Source organism: Subtercola vilae (assembly GCF_004923255.1).
Classification (GTDB): Bacteria; Actinomycetota; Actinomycetes; order Actinomycetales; family Microbacteriaceae; genus Subtercola; species Subtercola vilae.
The window spans coordinates 1-18,106 of the sequence record NZ_QYRT01000003.1; the positions used below are offsets into that span (position 1 = coordinate 1).

The following is an 18,106-nucleotide window of genomic DNA, read 5'->3' on the forward strand; positions in this document are numbered from 1 at the left end:
CCCCCGCCCCCCGTCCCGATCCGCGGCCGAGTTTCCCCAGAATGTCGCCCGGCAGCGGCCAGGCCGACGTTCTGGGGAAACTCGACGTCAGCGCAGCAGGGCTGCGATCTGCGCGAGCGCGGCGCGGCCCTCTGGGATGGGAAAGACGGGGTAGTTGTGCAGCATTCCCTCCGCCTCGTGCAGAGTGACCGGCACCCCGGCCGCACGCGCACGTTCGGTGAAACGGTGCGCGTCGGGGTTCAGGATATCTCGGGTGCCCGTGAAGACCGTGACCGGGCCGAGGCCGGAGAGGTCGGCGGGCGAGGCGAACAGCGGGCTGACCCGTGCATCGTCAAGCGACAGGCCCCCCGCCCAGAGGCTCGCGGCGTACCGCAACCCCGGGGCCGCGAGAAACGGGTCAGCGCTTTCGAGGTCGGCGGCGCGCGGGTCGGAGAACGTCAGGTCGAGCCCCGGCGCCACCAGCACCAGCACGGCGAGCGGGCGCACTCCGCGGCGCAGCAGCTCAAGGGCGGTCGCGAGTACGACCGTGCCGCCGGCCGAGTCGCCCACGAGACTGACGCGCGTGGGCTCGGCGTGCAGTCGCTCTACGAGGTCGGCCACGCGGGCCGTCACCTCGGTGGCGGTGCCGACCGGGGCCACCGGATAGATCGGCACTGTAACGGTGGCGCCGCTCTGCTCGACGAGGGCCGCCGCGAATGACCACTGGGTGGCGCCGATCTCGCCGATCCACGAGCCACCGTGCAAATACAGAACCTGCTGCGAGCCAGCAGAGCCCGCAGAATCAGCGGTACCGCCGGTGCCGGGTGCGCCCGGAGCGCCGCCGCGAGGCGACAGTACGTACAGCGGCCAGCCGTCGTCGACGGTGAGCGCCACCGAGACGCGGCGGCCGATCGACTTCGGCGGGGCGAACCGGGCGGGATGATCCGTGAGGTACGCCACCCGTTTCGCTGTGCGGCGCGCCGACGAGAAGGTGCGTTTCGTGCCACGCAGGGTGATGACCGCCGGCATCAGCCGGCTCAGAAAGCTCGCCACGGGCATCCTTTCGTTTCAGAGAATTCGAAGCGCCCGGCCGATTCGGTGGGTCACCTCTGCCAGTCGGTGGGTCAGCCCTGCCAGGCCGACACCTCGTCGAGCCGCGCCACCTCGTCGGAGGTCAGCTGCACGTTCGCCACGGCGACCAGATCGGCCACCTGCGAGAGCTTGCTCGCGCTGGCGATGGGCGCCGCCACCGTGGGCTTGGCGAGCAGCCAGGCGAGCGCGGTGGTTGTGATGCTGGCGCCGTGAGCCCGGCCGATCTCCTCGAGCGCGTCGATGATGGCAAGGCCCTGGGCAGAGACGTACTTCGAGGCGCCGCCGCTGCGGGCCGTACCTGCGTTGTCGGTCTTCGAGCGGTACTTTCCCGTGAGAAAGCCGCTGGCGAGCGCGTAGTACGGCACGATCGACAGGTTCTCGCGCTCGGCCAGCGGCACGAGGTGCTCTTCGACGTCGTTGCGATGCACAAGGTTGTAGTGCGGCTGCAGGGCCACGGGCCGAACGAAGCCGTTCGCATCGCAGATGTCGAGCCACTGCTGAATGCGCCCTGGCGTGTAGTTCGACAGGGCCGTGTAGCGCACCGTGCCGGCCTTCACGAGCGCATCGAAGGCCTCGGCCGACTCTTCGAGCGGGGTCTCCTGGTCGTCGTAGTGCGCGTAGTACAAGTCGATCGTGTCAACACCGAGCCGCCCGAGCGACGCGTCTGCAGCGGCGCGGATGTTCGCCGCCTTCAGCCCGCGAAACTCGGGGTGCTGGCTCACCTTCGTCGCCACCACGATGTCGGCGCGGTTCGCTCGGCTGGCCAGCCACTCACCGATGATGCTCTCGGATTCGCCGCCGTGGTTGCCGGGTGCGAACGCCGAGTAGGAGTCTGATGTGTCGATGAAGTTGCCGCCAGCCGCGGCATACGCGTCGAGAATGTCGAACGAGGCGGCGCTGTCGGCTGTCCAGCCGAACACATTGCCACCGAGGGAGAGGGGGAAAACGTCGAGGTCGCTGGTGCCGATGTGGGGCATGCTCATCCTTTCGGGTCGAGACTGCCAGCGTACGCCGCAAGCCAGGCGGGAAATGAGACACTGGAACTGATCGTGACACCAGTGCTCCCGGGGAGTGCGCCAAGAAGTCAAGAAAGAGACTCGTGCATTTTCTCGCCGTGTTGAGTATGAAGAACCGGGCGCTCATCGCCCTCGTCACGATTGTGGTGGCGGTGTTCGGTGGCCTGGCACTGACGAGCCTGAAGCAGGAACTCATCCCCTCGATCGACTTTCCGCAGCTGGTCGTTCTGACGAACTACCCGGGCGCCGCGCCTGAGGTCGTGAACGGCGACGTGAGTACCCCCATCGAGCAGGCCGTGCAGGGGGTCGAGGGCATCGACACCACGTCGGCCACCTCGAGCACGAACCTCTCGATCGTGAACGCCACCTTCGTCTACGGCACGAACCTGGCGACGGCCGAGCAGAAGATCAACCAAGCCATCAGCCGCATCAAATCGACCCTGCCCGACGGGGTCGACCCGCAGGTGCTGAGCGGCAGCATCGGCGACCTTCCCGTCATCCAGGTGGCGGTCACCGGCTCTGATACGAAGGCCCTCGCGGCCCAGATCCACGCCAGCACTCTGAGCGACATCGAGCAGGTGGCCGGTGTGCGTGCGGCGCAGCTCGTCGGTGACGTGGGCCAGCGGGTCACCATCACGCCCAACGAGAAGACACTGGCCTCGCTCGGTCTCACGGATGCGTCGATCAAGACGGCGCTGACCGCCAACGGACAACTCATCCCGGCGGGTGCGCTCACCGAGAATGGTTCAACGCTCTCGGTGCAGACGGGCTCGAAGCTCGGCACCCTCGCCGACATCGCAGCGCTGCCGCTGCCGGCGCAGAAGACCGACGGCAGTGGTGTGGCCACCGTCGGCAGCGTGGCTACCGTCGAACTCGTCGACAACCCGGTGACGTCGATCTCCCGGGTGAACGGGCAGCCGGCACTCACGATCGCCGTCACGAAGCTGCCGGCCGCGAACACGGTCGACGTGTCGAAGGGTTTACGGGCGCTCATTCCGCAGCTGCAGGCGGCACTGCCGGGAGCGACGTTCACGGTGGTCTTCGACCAGGCTCCGTTCATCCAGCAGTCCATCGAATCGCTCGCCACCGAGGGGCTGCTGGGGCTGTTCTTCGCGGTGGTCATCATTCTCATCTTCTTGATGTCGGTGCGGTCGACCATCGTGACGGCCATCTCGATTCCCACCTCGGTGCTGATCACGTTCATCGGGTTGCAGGCGGCGAACTATTCGCTGAACATCCTGACCCTCGGTGCGCTGACGATTGCCATCGGGCGGGTGGTCGACGACTCGATCGTGGTCATCGAGAACATCAAGAGGCATCTCACGGCGGCGGAGCTCGAGCGCCCGCTCGACGGGGCGGGGCGTGCCGAGGTCATCGTCGAGGCGGTGCGCGAGGTCGCCACCGCGATCACGGCCTCGACCATCACCACCGTTGCGGTGTTCTTACCGATTTCATTCGTTCAGGGCACGACGGGTGAGCTGTTCCGGCCGTTCGCCCTCACCGTGACCATCGCGCTGCTCGCGTCGCTGTTCGTTGCGCTCACCATTGTTCCGGTGCTGGCGTACTGGTTCCTCGGCAGTTCGCACCGGCGGCCGAAAAGTGCCGCGGGTGCTGCGACGGCGGTACCGGATGCCCCGGCTCACGAACACGCCCACGCGGGTGCCGCCCAGGCCGACGCGCACCCCGTGCGCAACACCGTGGCCGTCGCCACCGCCGCGCTGCCCGGTCGCCGCGCGCGCCGCTCGGGCAGCGACATCGACGACGAGAAGCCGAACGCGCTGCAGCGCCGGTACCTGCCGATCATCGCGTGGACGCTGAAGCATTCGTTCGTCACCATCATCGTCGCCGTGCTGATTCTGGGCGGCACGATCGCGCTCATCCCGTTCATGAAGACCAACTTTCTGGGTTCGAGCGGCCAGAACACGCTGACCGTGACGCAGACCGTTCCGGTGGGCGCGAGCCTCGAGACGCAAGATGCGCTGGCGCAGAAGGTCGAGTCCGCGCTGAAGGGGGTGGCGGGCATCCAGACCGTGCAGCTGTCGATCGGCTCGAGCGGCAGCAGCCTGCGCGACGCCTTCGCCGGGGGCGGGGCCAATGCGATCACGTATTCGATCACCACAGACGACAGCGTCAACCAGGACGCGCTGCAGAGCACTGTTCGCCGCGACGTCGAGGCCATACCGAACGTGGGCCAGATCTCGGTGGCGGCGTCGAGCGGATTCGGGGCATCTTCTGATATCTCGGTCGACATCACTGCCTCGAACCAGGCTGACCTGCAGACGGCATCGGATGCCCTGCTGGCCCGTGTCTCGAAACTCGACGCCATCACGCAGAGCTCGAGCAATCTCGCAGCGACGAGGCCCTACATCGCCGTGGCCGTCGACCGAGCGAAGGCGACCACCGCCGGACTCAGTGAGGTCGCGGTGGGCAGCCTCGTGGCGAATGCCATGCAGCCGCAGACCGTGGGCAGCGTCGTGATCAAGAACACTCAGTACACGATCTACATCGCGAGTGCATCCACCCCCGCCACCCAGGCCGACCTCGCGGCACTGACGATTCCGACCGCGCGCGGGCCCGTGCGGCTCGACTCGCTGGCGAGCGTCTCACAAGTGAACGGCCCCGACACCATCACGACGAGTCGGGGGCTTCGAACGGCGACGATCACTGCCACGCCCTCGAGCGACAACCTCGGTTCGGCGAGCTCAGAGGTGCAGAAGGCTGTCGATGAGACCGCGCTGCCCGCTGGCGCGAAAGCCACCCTGGGTGGCGCGACGTCGAGCCAGAGCGATGCGTTCGGGCAGCTCGGCATCGCGCTGCTGGTGGCGATTCTCATCGTGTATGTGGTGATGGTCGCCACGTTCAAGAGCCTGCTGCAGCCGATTCTGCTGCTGGTCTCCGTGCCGTTCGCGGCGACCGGGGCCATTGCCCTGCAGATCATCTCGAACATTCCGCTGGGGGTGCCCTCGATCATCGGCGTACTCATGCTGATCGGTATCGTAGTGACGAACGCCATCGTTCTGGTCGACCTGGTGAACCAGTACAGAAGCAGAGGGTCGACCGTGCGTGAAGCGCTCGTGCAGGGCGCCAGCAGGCGTCTGCGCCCGATTCTCATGACGGCGCTGGCCACCATCTTCGCCCTGCTGCCGATGGCCATCGGGCTCACCGGGCACGGCGGGTTCATCTCTCAGCCGCTGGCCATCGTGGTGATCGGCGGGCTCGTCTCGTCGACCCTGCTCACGCTGATTGTGCTGCCGGTGCTCTACAACCTGGTCGAGGGTTGGCGGGAGCGCCGATCGATCCGCCGGGCAGAGCGCTTCGCAGCCTCACAGGAGGTGTCGGTCTAGCTGGGAGTCGACCGCCCAGCTGACCGATCGTGCAGACACTGACCGAACGGTCAGGATACAGTTCTCAGGTGCCTCCACTCTCGAATGCGCGCTCTGATCCGGCAGAAGAACTGCGCGCAACGGCTCTCCGTCTGTTCGTTATGACCAGCTACGCGGGAGCATCGCTGCAGCAGATCGCCGACGAGGCCGGCTACTCGAAGTCGAGCGTGCTCTACCACTTCTCGTCGAAGGAGGCGCTGCTCGAGTCGGCGCTGGCCCCGGCCGTCTCGAAACTCCACGCGCTACTGACAAACACCATCGGGCGTATTGCAGACGACGCCCTGCGCGCTGACTTCATCGACGAGTTCATCGACTTTCTGCTCGAGTACCGCTTCGAGGCGCACATCATCATCAACCAGGGCCAGTCGCTCGCCGGCATCGAGACGATCGATCGGGCGCGTGAATCGATCTGGCACCTCGGAGACGCGTTCCTGAATGAACTGCCCTCGACAAAGCAGCGCATCCGCCTCGGTGTCGCGCTCGCCGGGGCTGCATACGTTCTGGCCACGACCGCCGCCGACAAGGCCGGCAGTAACACCGAACCCATCGGCGAGGTCAGGCAGGCGCTCATCGATGTGATGACAGAGCTGCTGCTGCCGCTGGGCACTGCTGCCGCGGCTGACTCTGGCTCCTCTGGTCCCGTTCCCCCCGCTTCCTTCACTCCCGCCGACTAGGAATCACTGACATGGCAACCCTTCTCTACCGCATCGGGCGATTCTCGTTTCGCCACTCCTGGCAGATCATCGTGGGGTGGTTTCTCATCCTGGCCGCTGTGCTCGGGGGAGGCCTGGCGCTGAACGGCACTTTCTCTGAGAGCTTCAGCATCCCGGGCACCGAGTCGCAGCAGACCCTCGACAAGCTCGCCGCGGTGTTCCCCGCGGTGGCCGGTTCGAGCGCCCAGGTGGTCTTCCAGGTGCCCGACGGCCAGAGCGTGAACGATGCCAGCGACACCGCCGCCATCACTGCCGTCACCGATGCCATCACGAAGGTGCCCCATGTCTCGTCGGTAATCACCCCGTTCTCGCAGTACGCCGGCGACGCGATCTCGAAAGACGGCACCATCGCGTACGCCACCGTTCAGTTCGACGGGCCCACCTCGACCATCGAAGCGGCGACCATCGACGCTGTGCAGGCGACGAAGTCCGAACTGGGTTCGTCGGGCATCCGGGTCGAATTCGGCGGTGAGGTCTTTCAGAAGAACACCGTGGGTGTCAGCCCGTCAGAGGGTCTCGGGGTGCTGTTCGCGGCCGTCGTGCTGTTCGTGACGTTCGGTTCGCTATTGGCGGCCGGGCTGCCGCTTCTGTCGGCCATCATCGGCGTCGGCATCTCGATCGGTGCGGTCGTCGCCTCATCGGCCCTCATTACAGTGTCGAGCACCGCACCACTGCTGGCGGTCATGATCGGGCTCGCCGTGGGTATCGACTACGCCCTGTTCATCTTGTCGCGGCACCGAACCCAGCTCGCTCACGGCCTCGATGCCGAGGAGTCGGCGGCCCAGTCGGTCGCCACCGCGGGCAGCGCCGTGGTCTTCGCCGGAACAACCGTCATCATCGCCCTGCTCGGCCTGCTGGTCGTGGGCATCCCGTTCTTGAGCGTCATGGGCGTGGCGGCGGCGTTCGCCGTGTTCGTCTCGGTGAGCATCGCCATGACCTTGCTGCCGGCCATCATGGGTGTGGCAAAGTACCGGCTGCGCCCGAAGAAGGGTTCGCGCGTCGAGCGGCGGGCCCTCGCCGGCGCCCTGCACGAGAGCGAGGCACAGGCTGCAGCACAGGCTCCGGATGCCCGTTCCGCCCCCGAAGGCATCCCGGCACCAGCAGGCACCCGCGCGTCTTCCGCGACCCCCGCTGCTCCCGGCAGAGGCGGCGCCCAGCGCCCCAAGCGCGCTGCGACTTCTCTCGGCGGCAGATGGGTCGCCCTCGTCATGAAGGCCCCCATCGTGTTCATCGTCGCCGTCGTCGGTCTCGTGGGCGTCGCATCCATTCCCGCGTTCAGCCTCGACCTGAACCTGCCCACCTCGGGCCAGCAGCCCACCGACACCACAAACCGGCAGGCGTACGACCTGCTCGCCAAAGGGTTCGGGCCCGGCTACAACGGCCCGCTCATCGTTGCGGCCGACATTACCCAGTCGACCGACATCGCCGGCATTCTCACGAAGATCGGCGACGAACTGAAGACCGTTCCCGGGGTGTCATTCGTGGGCCAGGGTGTTCCCGACAGCACACTTGACACCGCGATCTTTCGCGTGATTCCGACGACCGCGCCCGACTCGCCCGAGACCAAGACGCTGGTGCACGACCTGCGCGCGCTCAACCCGAAGATCACCGCCGACCTCGGCACGCCGATCGCGGTGACCGGCCAGACCGCGGTGGCCGTCGACATCTCGAACCTGCTCACGCAGGCGCTGCTTCCGTTCGGAGTGCTGGTGGTGGGGCTCTCGATCGTTCTGTTGGCGATGGTCTTCCGCTCGATCGCGGTGCCGATCAAGGCGGCCGTGGGATTCTTGTTCTCGGTGGGGGCGAGCTTCGGTGTCTCGGTGGCGGTGTTCCAGTGGGGGTGGCTCTCGAACCTGCTGAACATCAGCGCGACAGGGCCTCTGTTGAGCTTCCTGCCCATTCTTCTGATGGCCATTCTGTTCGGGCTCGCCATGGACTACGAAGTGTTCCTCGTCTCTGGCATGCGTGAGGAGTATGTCAAAACCAGAGACGCCCGGCGTGCGGTGCGGGTGGGCTTCGTCAACGGTGCCCGCGTGGTGACCGCGGCGGCTCTCATCATGTTCTTCGTGTTCTTCGCGTTCGTTCCCGAAGGAACCGGGGCGATCAAACAGATCGCCCTCGCGTTGGCCGTGGGGGTGTTCGTCGACGCGTTCCTCGTGCGCATGACACTCGTTCCGGCCGTGATGACTCTGCTGGGCGACACCGCGTGGAGCCTGCCGAAGGGGCTGGCCCGGCTGCTGCCGAACGTGGATGTCGAAGGTGAAGGGCTACGCGAGCACATCGCGGCCACCGCCTGGGCATCCGGTCACCTTGACGATGCCGTCACCGCAGAAGCGCTGGTGATCGCGGGTGTCGGGCTGCCGGTCGATCTCGCGCTCGACGAGGGCGCGCTGCTGGTGATCACCGGTGACACCGCGTCGCGTCGCCTCCTCGGTGCCGCGCTGGCCGGGCGGCTCTCGCCCGAGTCGGGTGGGCTGCAGGTGCTCGGGCGGTGCCTGCCCTCTGAGGCGGGTGCCATCAGCCGCCTCGTGACCCTCGTCGACCTGTCGTCGGCCCGGCCCGACGTCGACACCACGGTGGGGGCGGCCCTGCGTGAACGACTCAGTATCGCGCGGTCGTGGTACCGGCCGTGGGTTTCACCAGACGACATCGACACCCGCGTTGAGGCCGTGAACCGGGCGCTCGCGGCCGTGCCCGGTGAGCCCCGCCTCGGCGAGACCACGGCTCTCGGCGAGCTGTCGCCGCTCGCTGCGGCCCTGGTTCTCACGGCGGCCGGCATGGCTGACGGCTCGGCCCTGCTGGTGCTCGACACCGGCGACGCTGGTGCCGGCAGCATCGACGCGGCCGTCTTCGTGCGGGCCGTCAGCACTCTCGTACCAGCGGCGACCACTCTCGTACTGGGCCTGCCGGCGGCTCCCGCGGGTCTTGCCTCCGGCGCCCTCGGCCGCTCGGTCACCGTGCTCGAACTGTCACACCCCGCAGGTCTTGTGCCTGCACGCCCGGAAGGAACACTGCGATGAGTTCCCACGCAGCATCAGCCCCTGTTCGCTCGCACCGCCGTCGGCGCGCGTGGTGGCTCACCCTCGCTGCGCTCGCGGTGGTAGTGGTGCCGCTCGCCGCCAATGGGCTCTTTTCGAGCGCCTTCTCGAACGTGGGCGACAACCTCAACAAGGTGCCGGCCGCCCTGGTGAACAACGACAAGCTCATCACCACGACGGCTGCCGACGGCACGAAGTCCACGGTGTTCGCCGGTCGGGGGCTCGTCACACAGCTCACCGGCTCGGGGCAGACCGGCTTCGACTGGAACGTGACCAACAGCGCCGACGCGGCCAAGGGCCTCGCCGACGGCACCTACTACGCCGTACTGACGATTCCCGAAGACTTCTCGGCCCAGATCAACACGCTCGCCACCCCCACTCCGCAGCAGGGCGCCATCAACATCACAACCGACAACTCGCACGGCTACCTCGCGGGCGTCGTGGCGAGCACCGTCGGCAGTGCGCTGAAGGCCGGTTTCGGCCAGACCGTCACGGCGCAGGTCGTCAATGGCGTCTACTCCAGTTTCGGAACCATCGGCGCCCAGCTCTCCTCGGCCGCCACAGGGGCCGGGCAGCTCGCCTCAGGCGCTGGCACGCTCACCGACGGGCTCAACCAGCTCGCCACCGGAGCGGGCAGCGCGGCCACGGGGGCGTCGCAGCTGAGCTCGGGCGTCACCCAGTACACCGACGGGGTCGATTCGCTCGCGGGCGGAGTCGCGACGCTCGACTCGAAGACGGCCGGCCTCTCGGCGTTGTCTGACGGTGTCGCGAAATACACGTCAGGCGTTTCGACGCTGGCGGGTGGGTTCGATCAGCTCGCGCCGGGCATCCGAGCGGCCATCTCGACGAACCCGAACCTCGACGAGGCCACGAAGCAGACCCTGCTCGGCTCGTATTCTCAGCTCAGCGGTGGCCTCAGCCAGGCGGCCGCGGGTGGTTCGACGCTGTCGTCGTCGACGGCGTCGGGGGTGGATGCTCTGCAGTCGGGCATCGGGCAGCTGAACTCTGGCGCCGCCCAGCTCTCGGCCGGTTCGTCGCAGCTGCGTTCGGGTGCCTCAGACCTCTCCGGCGGCCTGGCGACCCTCGCCTCCGGCACCCAACAGTCGGCCGCCGGAGCCTCCCAGCTCACCACCGGGGCCACCACTTTGCAGACCGGGCTGCAGAGCGGCGCCGCAGCGCTGACGAAGAACACGGCCACCGACCCGGCGGCGGCGGCAAAGGTGGCGGCCGACCCGATCGCCGTGAACGTGGCCACCGAGAACGGCGGCGGCAGCATCGGGCAGGTCATCGCGATTCTGCTCATCCCGGCGGGGCTCTGGGTGGGGGCGCTCGCGGTGTTCCTGCTGCTCAGGCCGCTCACGGCGTCGTTGCTGGCGAGTTCGGCGTCGACGGCGCGGCTCGTGGGGCGGGTGTTCGGGCGAGCATCGGCGTTCGCTGTGCTGCAGGCGCTGCTCGTCGTCGGCTACCTGCACCTCAGTCTTGGAGCGGCCTGGAGCTCGTTGCCCGCCACGCTCGGTTTCGCGCTGCTGATCGCGCTCGCCTTCACCGCTTTTCACCAGTTCTTGAGCGCGGCGTTCGGGCGCATCGGCGCGGTGGTGTCGATCATTCTGTTCGCGGTGCAGTTCGCCACCACGGCCGGCGTCTATCCGGTACAGATTCTGAGCGGGCCGTTCCAGTTCATCAGTTCGATCTCACCGCTCGCATATGCGGTGTCGGGCATCCAGGGCATTCTGACCGGCGGTGCGGCGGGCCCCGTGTGGTCGAGCGTCGTGGTGCTGGCCATTCTGCTGCTCGTCAGCATGCTCGCCTCGGGTGTGGCGCTCGCGCGTCGGCGAAACCCGGTGCGCACGGGGTGGGTACTGGTGGGTGCGGATGCCCGGCCGACGTCGCCCCGAGGCGACGGGCGCGTGCGGGGTTCGGCTCCGGCCGTGGCTGTGACCGACGACGCCTCGGCCGCCGGATCGCCGGCGTCAGGGATCGCGTGACGCTGGTGTGACTTTACATCGAGGCCACCTCCCTCTATAGTGAGCAATCATCACTTAGAGAAAGGCGGGCTCGTGCGCGAGTTCTTCACTGTTACACGGGGGACTCAGAAAGCACGGCGACGCGGCGGGCGGTTCGCTGCGGGCCTGGCGCTCGTCGCGACGATCGGGGCGCTGGTGCTCGTTCCGGCGCTCTCGTCGTCGGCGATGGAAGTCGACTGCAGTTACACGCCCGGCATGTCGACGTGGGTCGGCGCGGGGCGCGACGGCATCAAGTGCATGTCGGGCACGACAGGCGGCGGAGCTGGCGGGTACGTCGGTGGCGGGAGCAGTTCGCTGGGAACCGCGGGTGCGCCCGGCGGAGGTTCACCATCCGTGATGTCGCCACTGTGCAAGTACTCTCTTCCGGCGCTCCCTTCGACCTTTTTTACACGGGGAACGATCACCTCGACTACTGACCATTTCTCGTCGACGGGAAACTCGTGGACTACCTACGCTCGCAATGGGCGATACGCAGCGAGCCTGTATGTGAGTGACCTCGATAAAAGTGGATTGGGTGCGACGCACGCACAGTTCATCGATGACTCCCAGTGGCCACTCCAGGTCTCCTACGAGTTCGACTGCATGAGCAGCTACGACTATCAGGCCACCTTCATCAGCTTCGCGGGCACGGGAGACTTGCTACCAGGTGGGGGCACACCGCCCACGCCGTCGGAGAACGCGTCGAGCGTGCTTACGCCGTTGCCGGCGGGCGACAACGAATTCCTGTATCGGGTGAATGTCACAAATGCCAGATACGTGAGTGCGTACGCGAACGTCGGTCTAGACCTGCAGGCATTCACGGTCGAGAGTGTGCTTTCGTCACCGGCGGGCGGTAGTTGTCAGACGGCAGCTACCTTCGCTGAACAGTGTGTGGTCGATTCGCTTCCGGCGGGCGCTACGGGCACATTCGTGTTTCTCGTGAAGGCTCGGCCGACGATCGACTCGACGGCCACGCTGCGTGCTTACGCTGAGACATCCCCAGTGCTGAATGCGCTGTCAGTGAAGAGCGACGTGGTCGATGCGACAGGTGACGTCACCCCGATGCCGGTGATCGGCTGACGGGTAGTGCTTTTTGGGCCGGCTTCGTGTAATGTTGCGAGGTCGGCTCTTGACACCGCGAAGTATGTGCGGATGGGTTTGTAAGTCAGGTGGGCCGGTTTCTCGTTTCGTGCGATGGGCACGACGCAATATGGATGCGTCGCGCAAAGAGTGCACAAGCGCAAGAGCACCGCACGAACGTGTGCAGGGGTGCGAAGGCGCGGGGCGGGAATATCACGTATGTGAAACGGTCCCGGCCAAAGACTGCCCGGGTTCAGCAAATGTCAATCACAAATGTATTGACCGCTTTGCCATGCAATCTAAATAACCCGGAAAGTACCATGCCTGATTACTCGAAGAAATCCGCCACCGGCGGCAACAACTTCTCTCCCAAGGGTGCACCCGGAGCGCGTAGCGCCGGTCACCGCGGCTACAAGCCGGCCGAGGCCGACGCCCCGAAGAAGGCCCGCTGGAACGCCGATGAGCGCGCCTCACGCGGTGCCGCCCCCACGAACCGCGCAGAGCGCCCCAACTGGGAGCCCCGCGCCGCAACCCCCACTCGCGAGTCGAACTACAGCGACCGTGGCGCCCGTTCAGAGCGCCCCTCGTACGGCGACCGCAACGACCGTGGCGCCTCGACCGGCCGCCCCTCATATGGTGACCGCAATGACCGTGGCAGCGACCGCGGTGCTTCGACCGGCCGCCCGTCGTACGGTGACCGCAGTGCTTCAGGTGCGGGCCGCTCAGAGCGCCCCTCCTACGGCGATCGCGGTGCATCCGCCGGTCGTACCGAGCGTCCCTCCTATGGTGACCGCAACGCGTCGGGCGCGGGTCGTTCAGACCGCCCGTCGTACGGTGACCGTGGTGCGTCTGCTGGTCGTACCGAGCGTCCCTCGTATGGCGACCGCGGTGCATCCGCTGGCCGCGGCGAGCGTCCTTCGTACGGTGACCGCAACGCGTCGAGCGATCGTCCCTCCTACGGTGACCGTGGTGCGTCTGCTGGTCGCACCGAGCGTCCCTCGTATGGTGACCGTGGATCTTCTGCCGGTCGTACCGAGCGCCCGTCGTATGGCGACCGCGGTGCATCCGCGGGTCGTAGCGAGCGCCCCTCGTATGGTGACCGCAACGCGTCGAGCGATCGTCCCTCCTACGGTGACCGTGGTGCGTCTGCTGGTCGCACCGAGCGCCCTTCGTATGGTGACCGTGGTGCATCCGCCGGTCGCGCCGAACGCCCTTCGTACGGCGACCGCGGAGCATCCGCTGGCCGCAGCGAGCGCCCCTCGTACGGTGACCGCCCCGCTCGCACCGAGCGCCCGTCATACGGCGATCGTCCCGAGCGCGGCGCGTCGAGCGAGCGTCCGTCGTACGCCGACCGCCCGGCACGCACCGAGCGCCCGAGCTACAACGACCGCCCCGCTCGCACCGAGCGCCCCTCGTATGGCGACCGCGGAGCATCCGCCGGCCGCACCGAGCGCCCGAGCTACGGCGACCGCCCCGAGCGCGGCGCCTCGAGCGACCGCGCCGCGCGTTCGTTCGACGACCGTCGCGACTCGAACACCGATCGCGCGAACCGCGGCAGCGACTTCTACCCGAAGCGCGAGAACAACGGCTACAGCGACGGAGCCGGCACCGCAACACCCGCGGGCCGCTTCGGTGCGCAGGACGACGTTGTGCTCGAGCGCCTCGAAGCCGAAGTGACCACCGCGTCTGACGTGGTGAACACCACGTTCGGCGACCTGGGCCTCGGCGACAACATCACGCGGCAGCTCGCCGCCATGGGTGCGCCCACCCCGTTCCCCATCCAGGCTGCGACCATCCCCGACGTTCTCGCCGGCAAAGATGTTCTCGGTCGCGGCAAGACCGGCTCCGGCAAGACGATCGCCTTCGGCGCTCCTCTCGTCGAGCGCCTCATGGAGAACGACGGAGCCAAGGGTCGCAAGCCCGGCCGCCTCCCTCGCGCCTTGATCCTCGCCCCGACCCGTGAGCTCGCGATGCAGATCGACCGCACCGTGCAGCCCATCGCCCGCTCGGTGGGCCTGTTCACCACGCCGATCTTCGGCGGAGTGCCGCAGTTCAAGCAGGTCTCAGCGCTTCAGCGCGGCACCGACATCATTATCGCGACCCCCGGTCGCCTCGAAGACCTCGTCGAGCAGGGTCGCCTGGACCTGTCGCAGGTCACGATGGTCGTTCTCGACGAAGCCGACCACATGTGCGACCTCGGCTTTCTCGAGCCGGTTCAGCGCATCCTGCGCCTGACCGCCGACAAGAGCCAGAAACTGCTCTTCTCGGCCACGCTCGACAAGGGCGTCGCCCAGCTCGTCAACGAGTTCCTCGTCGAGCCGGCCGTTCACGAGGTCGCCGGTGAAGACCAGGCCTCCTCGACGATCGACCACCGCGTGCTGCTCATCGAGCAGCGCGACAAGCGTGCGATCATCGAGCAGCTCGCGAGCGGTGAGGGCAAGACGCTGATCTTCGCCCGCACCCGTGCGTTCGCCGAAGAGCTGGCCGACCAGCTCGACGACGCCGGCATTCCCGCCACGTCGCTGCACGGTGACCTCAACCAGTCACGCCGTACGCGTAACCTCCAGCTGCTCACCAGCGGCCGGGTCAACGTGCTCGTCGCAACTGACGTCGCCGCGCGCGGCATCCACGTCGACGACATCAACCTGGTGATTCAGGCCGATGCGCCCGACGAGTACAAGACCTACCTGCACCGCTCGGGCCGTACGGGCCGCGCCGGCAAGCAGGGCACGGTTGTGACGCTCATTTCGAAGTCGCGTCGTCGCCGCATGGACGAACTGCTCGGTCGTGCCGACATCGAAGCCACCATGGTGCCCGCAGCACCCGGTGACCAGATCATCGACGATCTGCAGAGCGCAGGCGTGTAGTCACAGTTTCACTGCTCCATTCCGCGTAAGCCACAGCAGGCTTCACCACGAACGGGCCGATGGATGCCCCACCTCCGGGTGGGCATCCGCCGGCCCGTTCGTGCGTGGCGGGCTACTTTTCGGGCGGAGCGTTCGGTGAAAGGGGCGCAGTCGCGCGTGCGGGCGCGGAAGCTCCGCGCCGCGGCAGCAGAAAGTGCTCGATGGGACCGGTGAGCAGCAGAAGCAGAAGCGGCCACTGGTTCACGGTGGGAACGATAATGGTCACCGCGAGGGCCACCAGCATGATCGAGGCCGCGATGATGGCGACCCTCATGTGCAGGGTTTTGCGTACCTCCACGCGTTGCAGCTCGGGGTCTCGCACGATGACAATTTGTTGCGCCAGACCGGCGACGGTCGTGAGCGCCAGCGTACCGATGTAGAGAATCGACGTAGCGTGGTTCGATTCGCTGCCTGAGGCGAGCAGTTCGGTGGGAAACGGCAGGAAGACGATACTGATCAGCCAGAGGAAGTTGGCATAGATCAGCGGCCGGTTGTACGCCTCGAGGTTGCGGTACATGGCATGGTGAATGACCCAGAACCTCGCGATCACCACGAAACTGAGCGCGAAGACGAAGAACTTCACGCCGTTGTCGGCCATGAACTGCGGCACCGGAGTGTCTCCGATGGCACCGGCCGCATCGACGAGCGGCAGTACGAGCAGGGTGATCGCGATCGCCACCACAGCGTCACTCAGGTTGACGAGCCGGTCGAATCCTCTGTGCTCTACAGCTTTGGCCATGCGGCTACGTTACAAGCCCTTCTCGTCGGTGCGCTCGCTCACAGGCACCGTGCTGGCGTAGTTCTGCACAGCTCCGGATGATCGGTGGGCCGGTGTCGGAGCACCTCCGTAAACTGGCTTCATGACATTCAACCTGGAGGCCGAGGCCCGCCCGGCTGCCGGGGCTGCGGCACGCGAGATACTGAAGCGCGTCTTCGGGTACGACGATTTTCGGGGCGACCAGGCGGCCGTCATCGAGCAGGTCGCTGCGGGTGGCGACGCGGTGGTGCTCATGCCCACCGGCGGCGGAAAATCGCTCTGCTACCAGATTCCCGCGCTGCTGCGTGAGGGCACGGGTGTGGTGGTGTCTCCGCTCATCGCCCTCATGCAAGACCAGGTCGATGCCCTGCTGGCCGTCGGCGTGCGCGCGGCCTACCTCAACTCGACGCAAGACGGCATCGAACGTGCCCGTGTCGAGAACGCCTACCTGGCCGGCGAGCTCGACCTGCTCTATGTGGCGCCAGAGCGTCTCGCCAGCGAGAGCACCAAACGTTTTCTCGAGAACGGCGCCGTCGCTCTCTTCGCCATCGACGAGGCACACTGTGTGTCGCAGTGGGGCCACGACTTTCGGCCCGACTACCTCGGGCTGTCAGAGCTCGCCGACCGGTGGCCCGACATTCCGAGGCTCGCGCTCACTGCCACGGCAACCGACGCCACGCACATCGAGATCACCGAGCGGCTCAAGCTCGGGCGTGCGAAGCACTTCGTGGCGAGCTTCGACCGGCCGAACATCCAGTACCGTATCGAGGGCAAGGGCGAGGTGCGCCAGCAGTTGCTCTCGCTGATTCGCCGTGAGCACGCGGGTGATGCCGGCATCGTGTACTGCCTCTCGCGCAAGACGGTCGAGCAGACCGCGCAGTTCCTGGCCACCAACGGAGTGAACGCGCTGCCGTACCACGCGGGGCTCGACGCGGGGCTGCGCTCGCGCACCCAGTCACGGTTTCTTCGCGAAGACGGTGTGGTCATCGTGGCCACCATCGCGTTCGGCATGGGGATCGACAAGCCCGACGTGCGGTTCGTGGCCCACATCGACCTGCCGAAATCGGTCGAGGGGTACTACCAGGAGACGGGGCGTGCCGGGCGTGACGGCCAGCCGTCGACCGCATGGCTGGCCTACGGTCTGCAAGACGTGGTGCAGCAGCGCCGCATGATCGAACAGTCGCCGGGCGACCTCGCGCACCGGCGAAAACTCTCGTCGCACCTCGACGCCATGCTCGCTCTGTGCGAGACCGTCGACTGCCGACGGGTGAATCTGCTCGGCTACTTCGGGCAGGCCAGCACGCCGTGTGGCAACTGCGACACGTGCCTCAGCCCGCCCGAGGCGTGGGATGGCACGATTCCCGCGCAGAAGCTGCTCTCCACCGTGGTTCGGCTGCAGCGCGAGCGCAACCAGAAGTTCGGGGCCGGCCACCTCATCGACATTCTGCGCGGCAAGAAGACCCCGCGGGTCGACCAGTACGGCCACGACGAACTCGCGGTGTGGGGCATCGGGTCAGACCTCAGCGAGCAGCAGTGGCGCGGGGTCGTGCGACAGTTGCTCGCGAAGGGGCTGCTGGCGGTCAACGACGACGGCTTCGGCACGATCGTGCTGGCGCCGGCGAGTGCCGACGTGCTGAGCGGCGCCCTCACGGTGTCGATGCGCGTCGACACCACGACGGCACTCACCGAACGATCGAGCTCGGGTTCCCGCTCACAGCGGGCGAAGGGGGCCGTGGCCGACCTGCCCGAAGAGGCGCAGGGTATCTTCGAGGCGCTGCGCGTGTGGCGTTCGACCACCGCGAAGGTGATGGGGGTTCCCGCATACGTCATCTTCCACGACGCAACGCTACGCGAGCTGGCCACGCGGCGGCCGGCGGCGCTCAGTGACCTCGACGGAATCTCGGGGCTCGGGCAGAAGAAACTCGACACGTACGGCGAAGATCTCATCGGTGTCGTCGCCGAGGCAGGCTGACGCGGTGCCTTGTCGCACTCCTGATGCCAAAGAGCCTCACGGCTGTAGGTTTCAGCAACGAGCCGACCACCCCAGAACCCGACGGTTGTAGCTCGTTCACTGCCCGTTAGGGGGTCGTGGCCGACGCTCGTACGCTCGAATCAGCGAAGAAAAGTTCATTCGAAAGA

10 protein-coding genes are annotated in these 18,106 nt (G+C 66.9%); 7 read left to right on the plus strand and 3 right to left on the minus strand.

What is annotated here, in order from left to right; all coding sequences use genetic code 11:
* Positions 1–87 precede the first annotated feature (87 nt).
* Positions 88–1,032 (minus strand): alpha/beta hydrolase, encoded by a 945-nt coding sequence (locus D4765_RS01855; RefSeq protein WP_161580316.1) that lies wholly within the window; start codon positions 1,030–1,032, stop codon positions 88–90.
* Positions 1,033–1,103: 71 nt separating this feature from the next.
* A complete protein-coding gene (locus D4765_RS01860; RefSeq protein WP_136640533.1) occupies positions 1,104–2,048 on the minus strand; it encodes an aldo/keto reductase in 945 nt (314 codons plus the stop codon).
* Between the two features lie 122 nt (positions 2,049–2,170).
* On the opposite strand from D4765_RS01860, the gene D4765_RS01865 reads away from it, so the two are divergent.
* From D4765_RS01865 to D4765_RS19565, 6 genes are all read left to right on the plus strand, one after another.
* Complete coding sequence (locus D4765_RS01865; protein WP_136640534.1) at positions 2,171–5,431, plus strand: efflux RND transporter permease subunit; 3,261 nt, start codon at positions 2,171–2,173, stop codon at positions 5,429–5,431.
* A 68-nt stretch (positions 5,432–5,499) separates the two neighbouring features.
* Positions 5,500–6,144 (plus strand): TetR/AcrR family transcriptional regulator, encoded by a 645-nt coding sequence (locus D4765_RS01870; protein ID WP_136640535.1) that lies wholly within the window; start codon positions 5,500–5,502, stop codon positions 6,142–6,144.
* 11 nt (positions 6,145–6,155) lie between these two features.
* On the plus strand, positions 6,156–9,203 hold the full coding sequence (locus D4765_RS01875; RefSeq protein ID WP_136640536.1) for an MMPL family transporter: 3,048 nt from the start codon (positions 6,156–6,158) through the stop codon (positions 9,201–9,203).
* Complete coding sequence (locus D4765_RS01880) at positions 9,200–11,206, plus strand: YhgE/Pip domain-containing protein (RefSeq protein WP_136640537.1); 2,007 nt, start codon at positions 9,200–9,202, stop codon at positions 11,204–11,206. The genes D4765_RS01875 and D4765_RS01880 overlap by 4 nt, the downstream gene beginning before the upstream one ends.
* A gap of 72 nt (positions 11,207–11,278) precedes the next feature.
* Positions 11,279–12,304, plus strand: coding sequence for a hypothetical protein (locus D4765_RS01885; RefSeq protein ID WP_136640538.1), 1,026 nt, complete (start codon positions 11,279–11,281; stop codon positions 12,302–12,304).
* Positions 12,305–12,624: 320 nt separating this feature from the next.
* Positions 12,625–15,171 carry a DEAD/DEAH box helicase gene (locus tag D4765_RS19565; protein ID WP_162849195.1) on the plus strand — a complete coding sequence of 849 codons (2,547 nt, stop codon included), beginning with the start codon at positions 12,625–12,627 and terminating at the stop codon, positions 15,169–15,171.
* 112 nt (positions 15,172–15,283) lie between these two features.
* Here D4765_RS19565 and D4765_RS01895 read toward each other — a convergent pair whose 3' ends face one another.
* Complete coding sequence (locus tag D4765_RS01895) at positions 15,284–15,949, minus strand: TMEM175 family protein (RefSeq protein WP_136640539.1); 666 nt, start codon at positions 15,947–15,949, stop codon at positions 15,284–15,286.
* A gap of 121 nt (positions 15,950–16,070) precedes the next feature.
* Between D4765_RS01895 and recQ the strand changes: the two genes are divergently transcribed.
* Complete coding sequence (gene recQ, locus D4765_RS01900) at positions 16,071–17,939, plus strand: DNA helicase RecQ (protein ID WP_136640540.1); 1,869 nt, start codon at positions 16,071–16,073, stop codon at positions 17,937–17,939.
* Positions 17,940–18,106 lie beyond the last annotated feature (167 nt).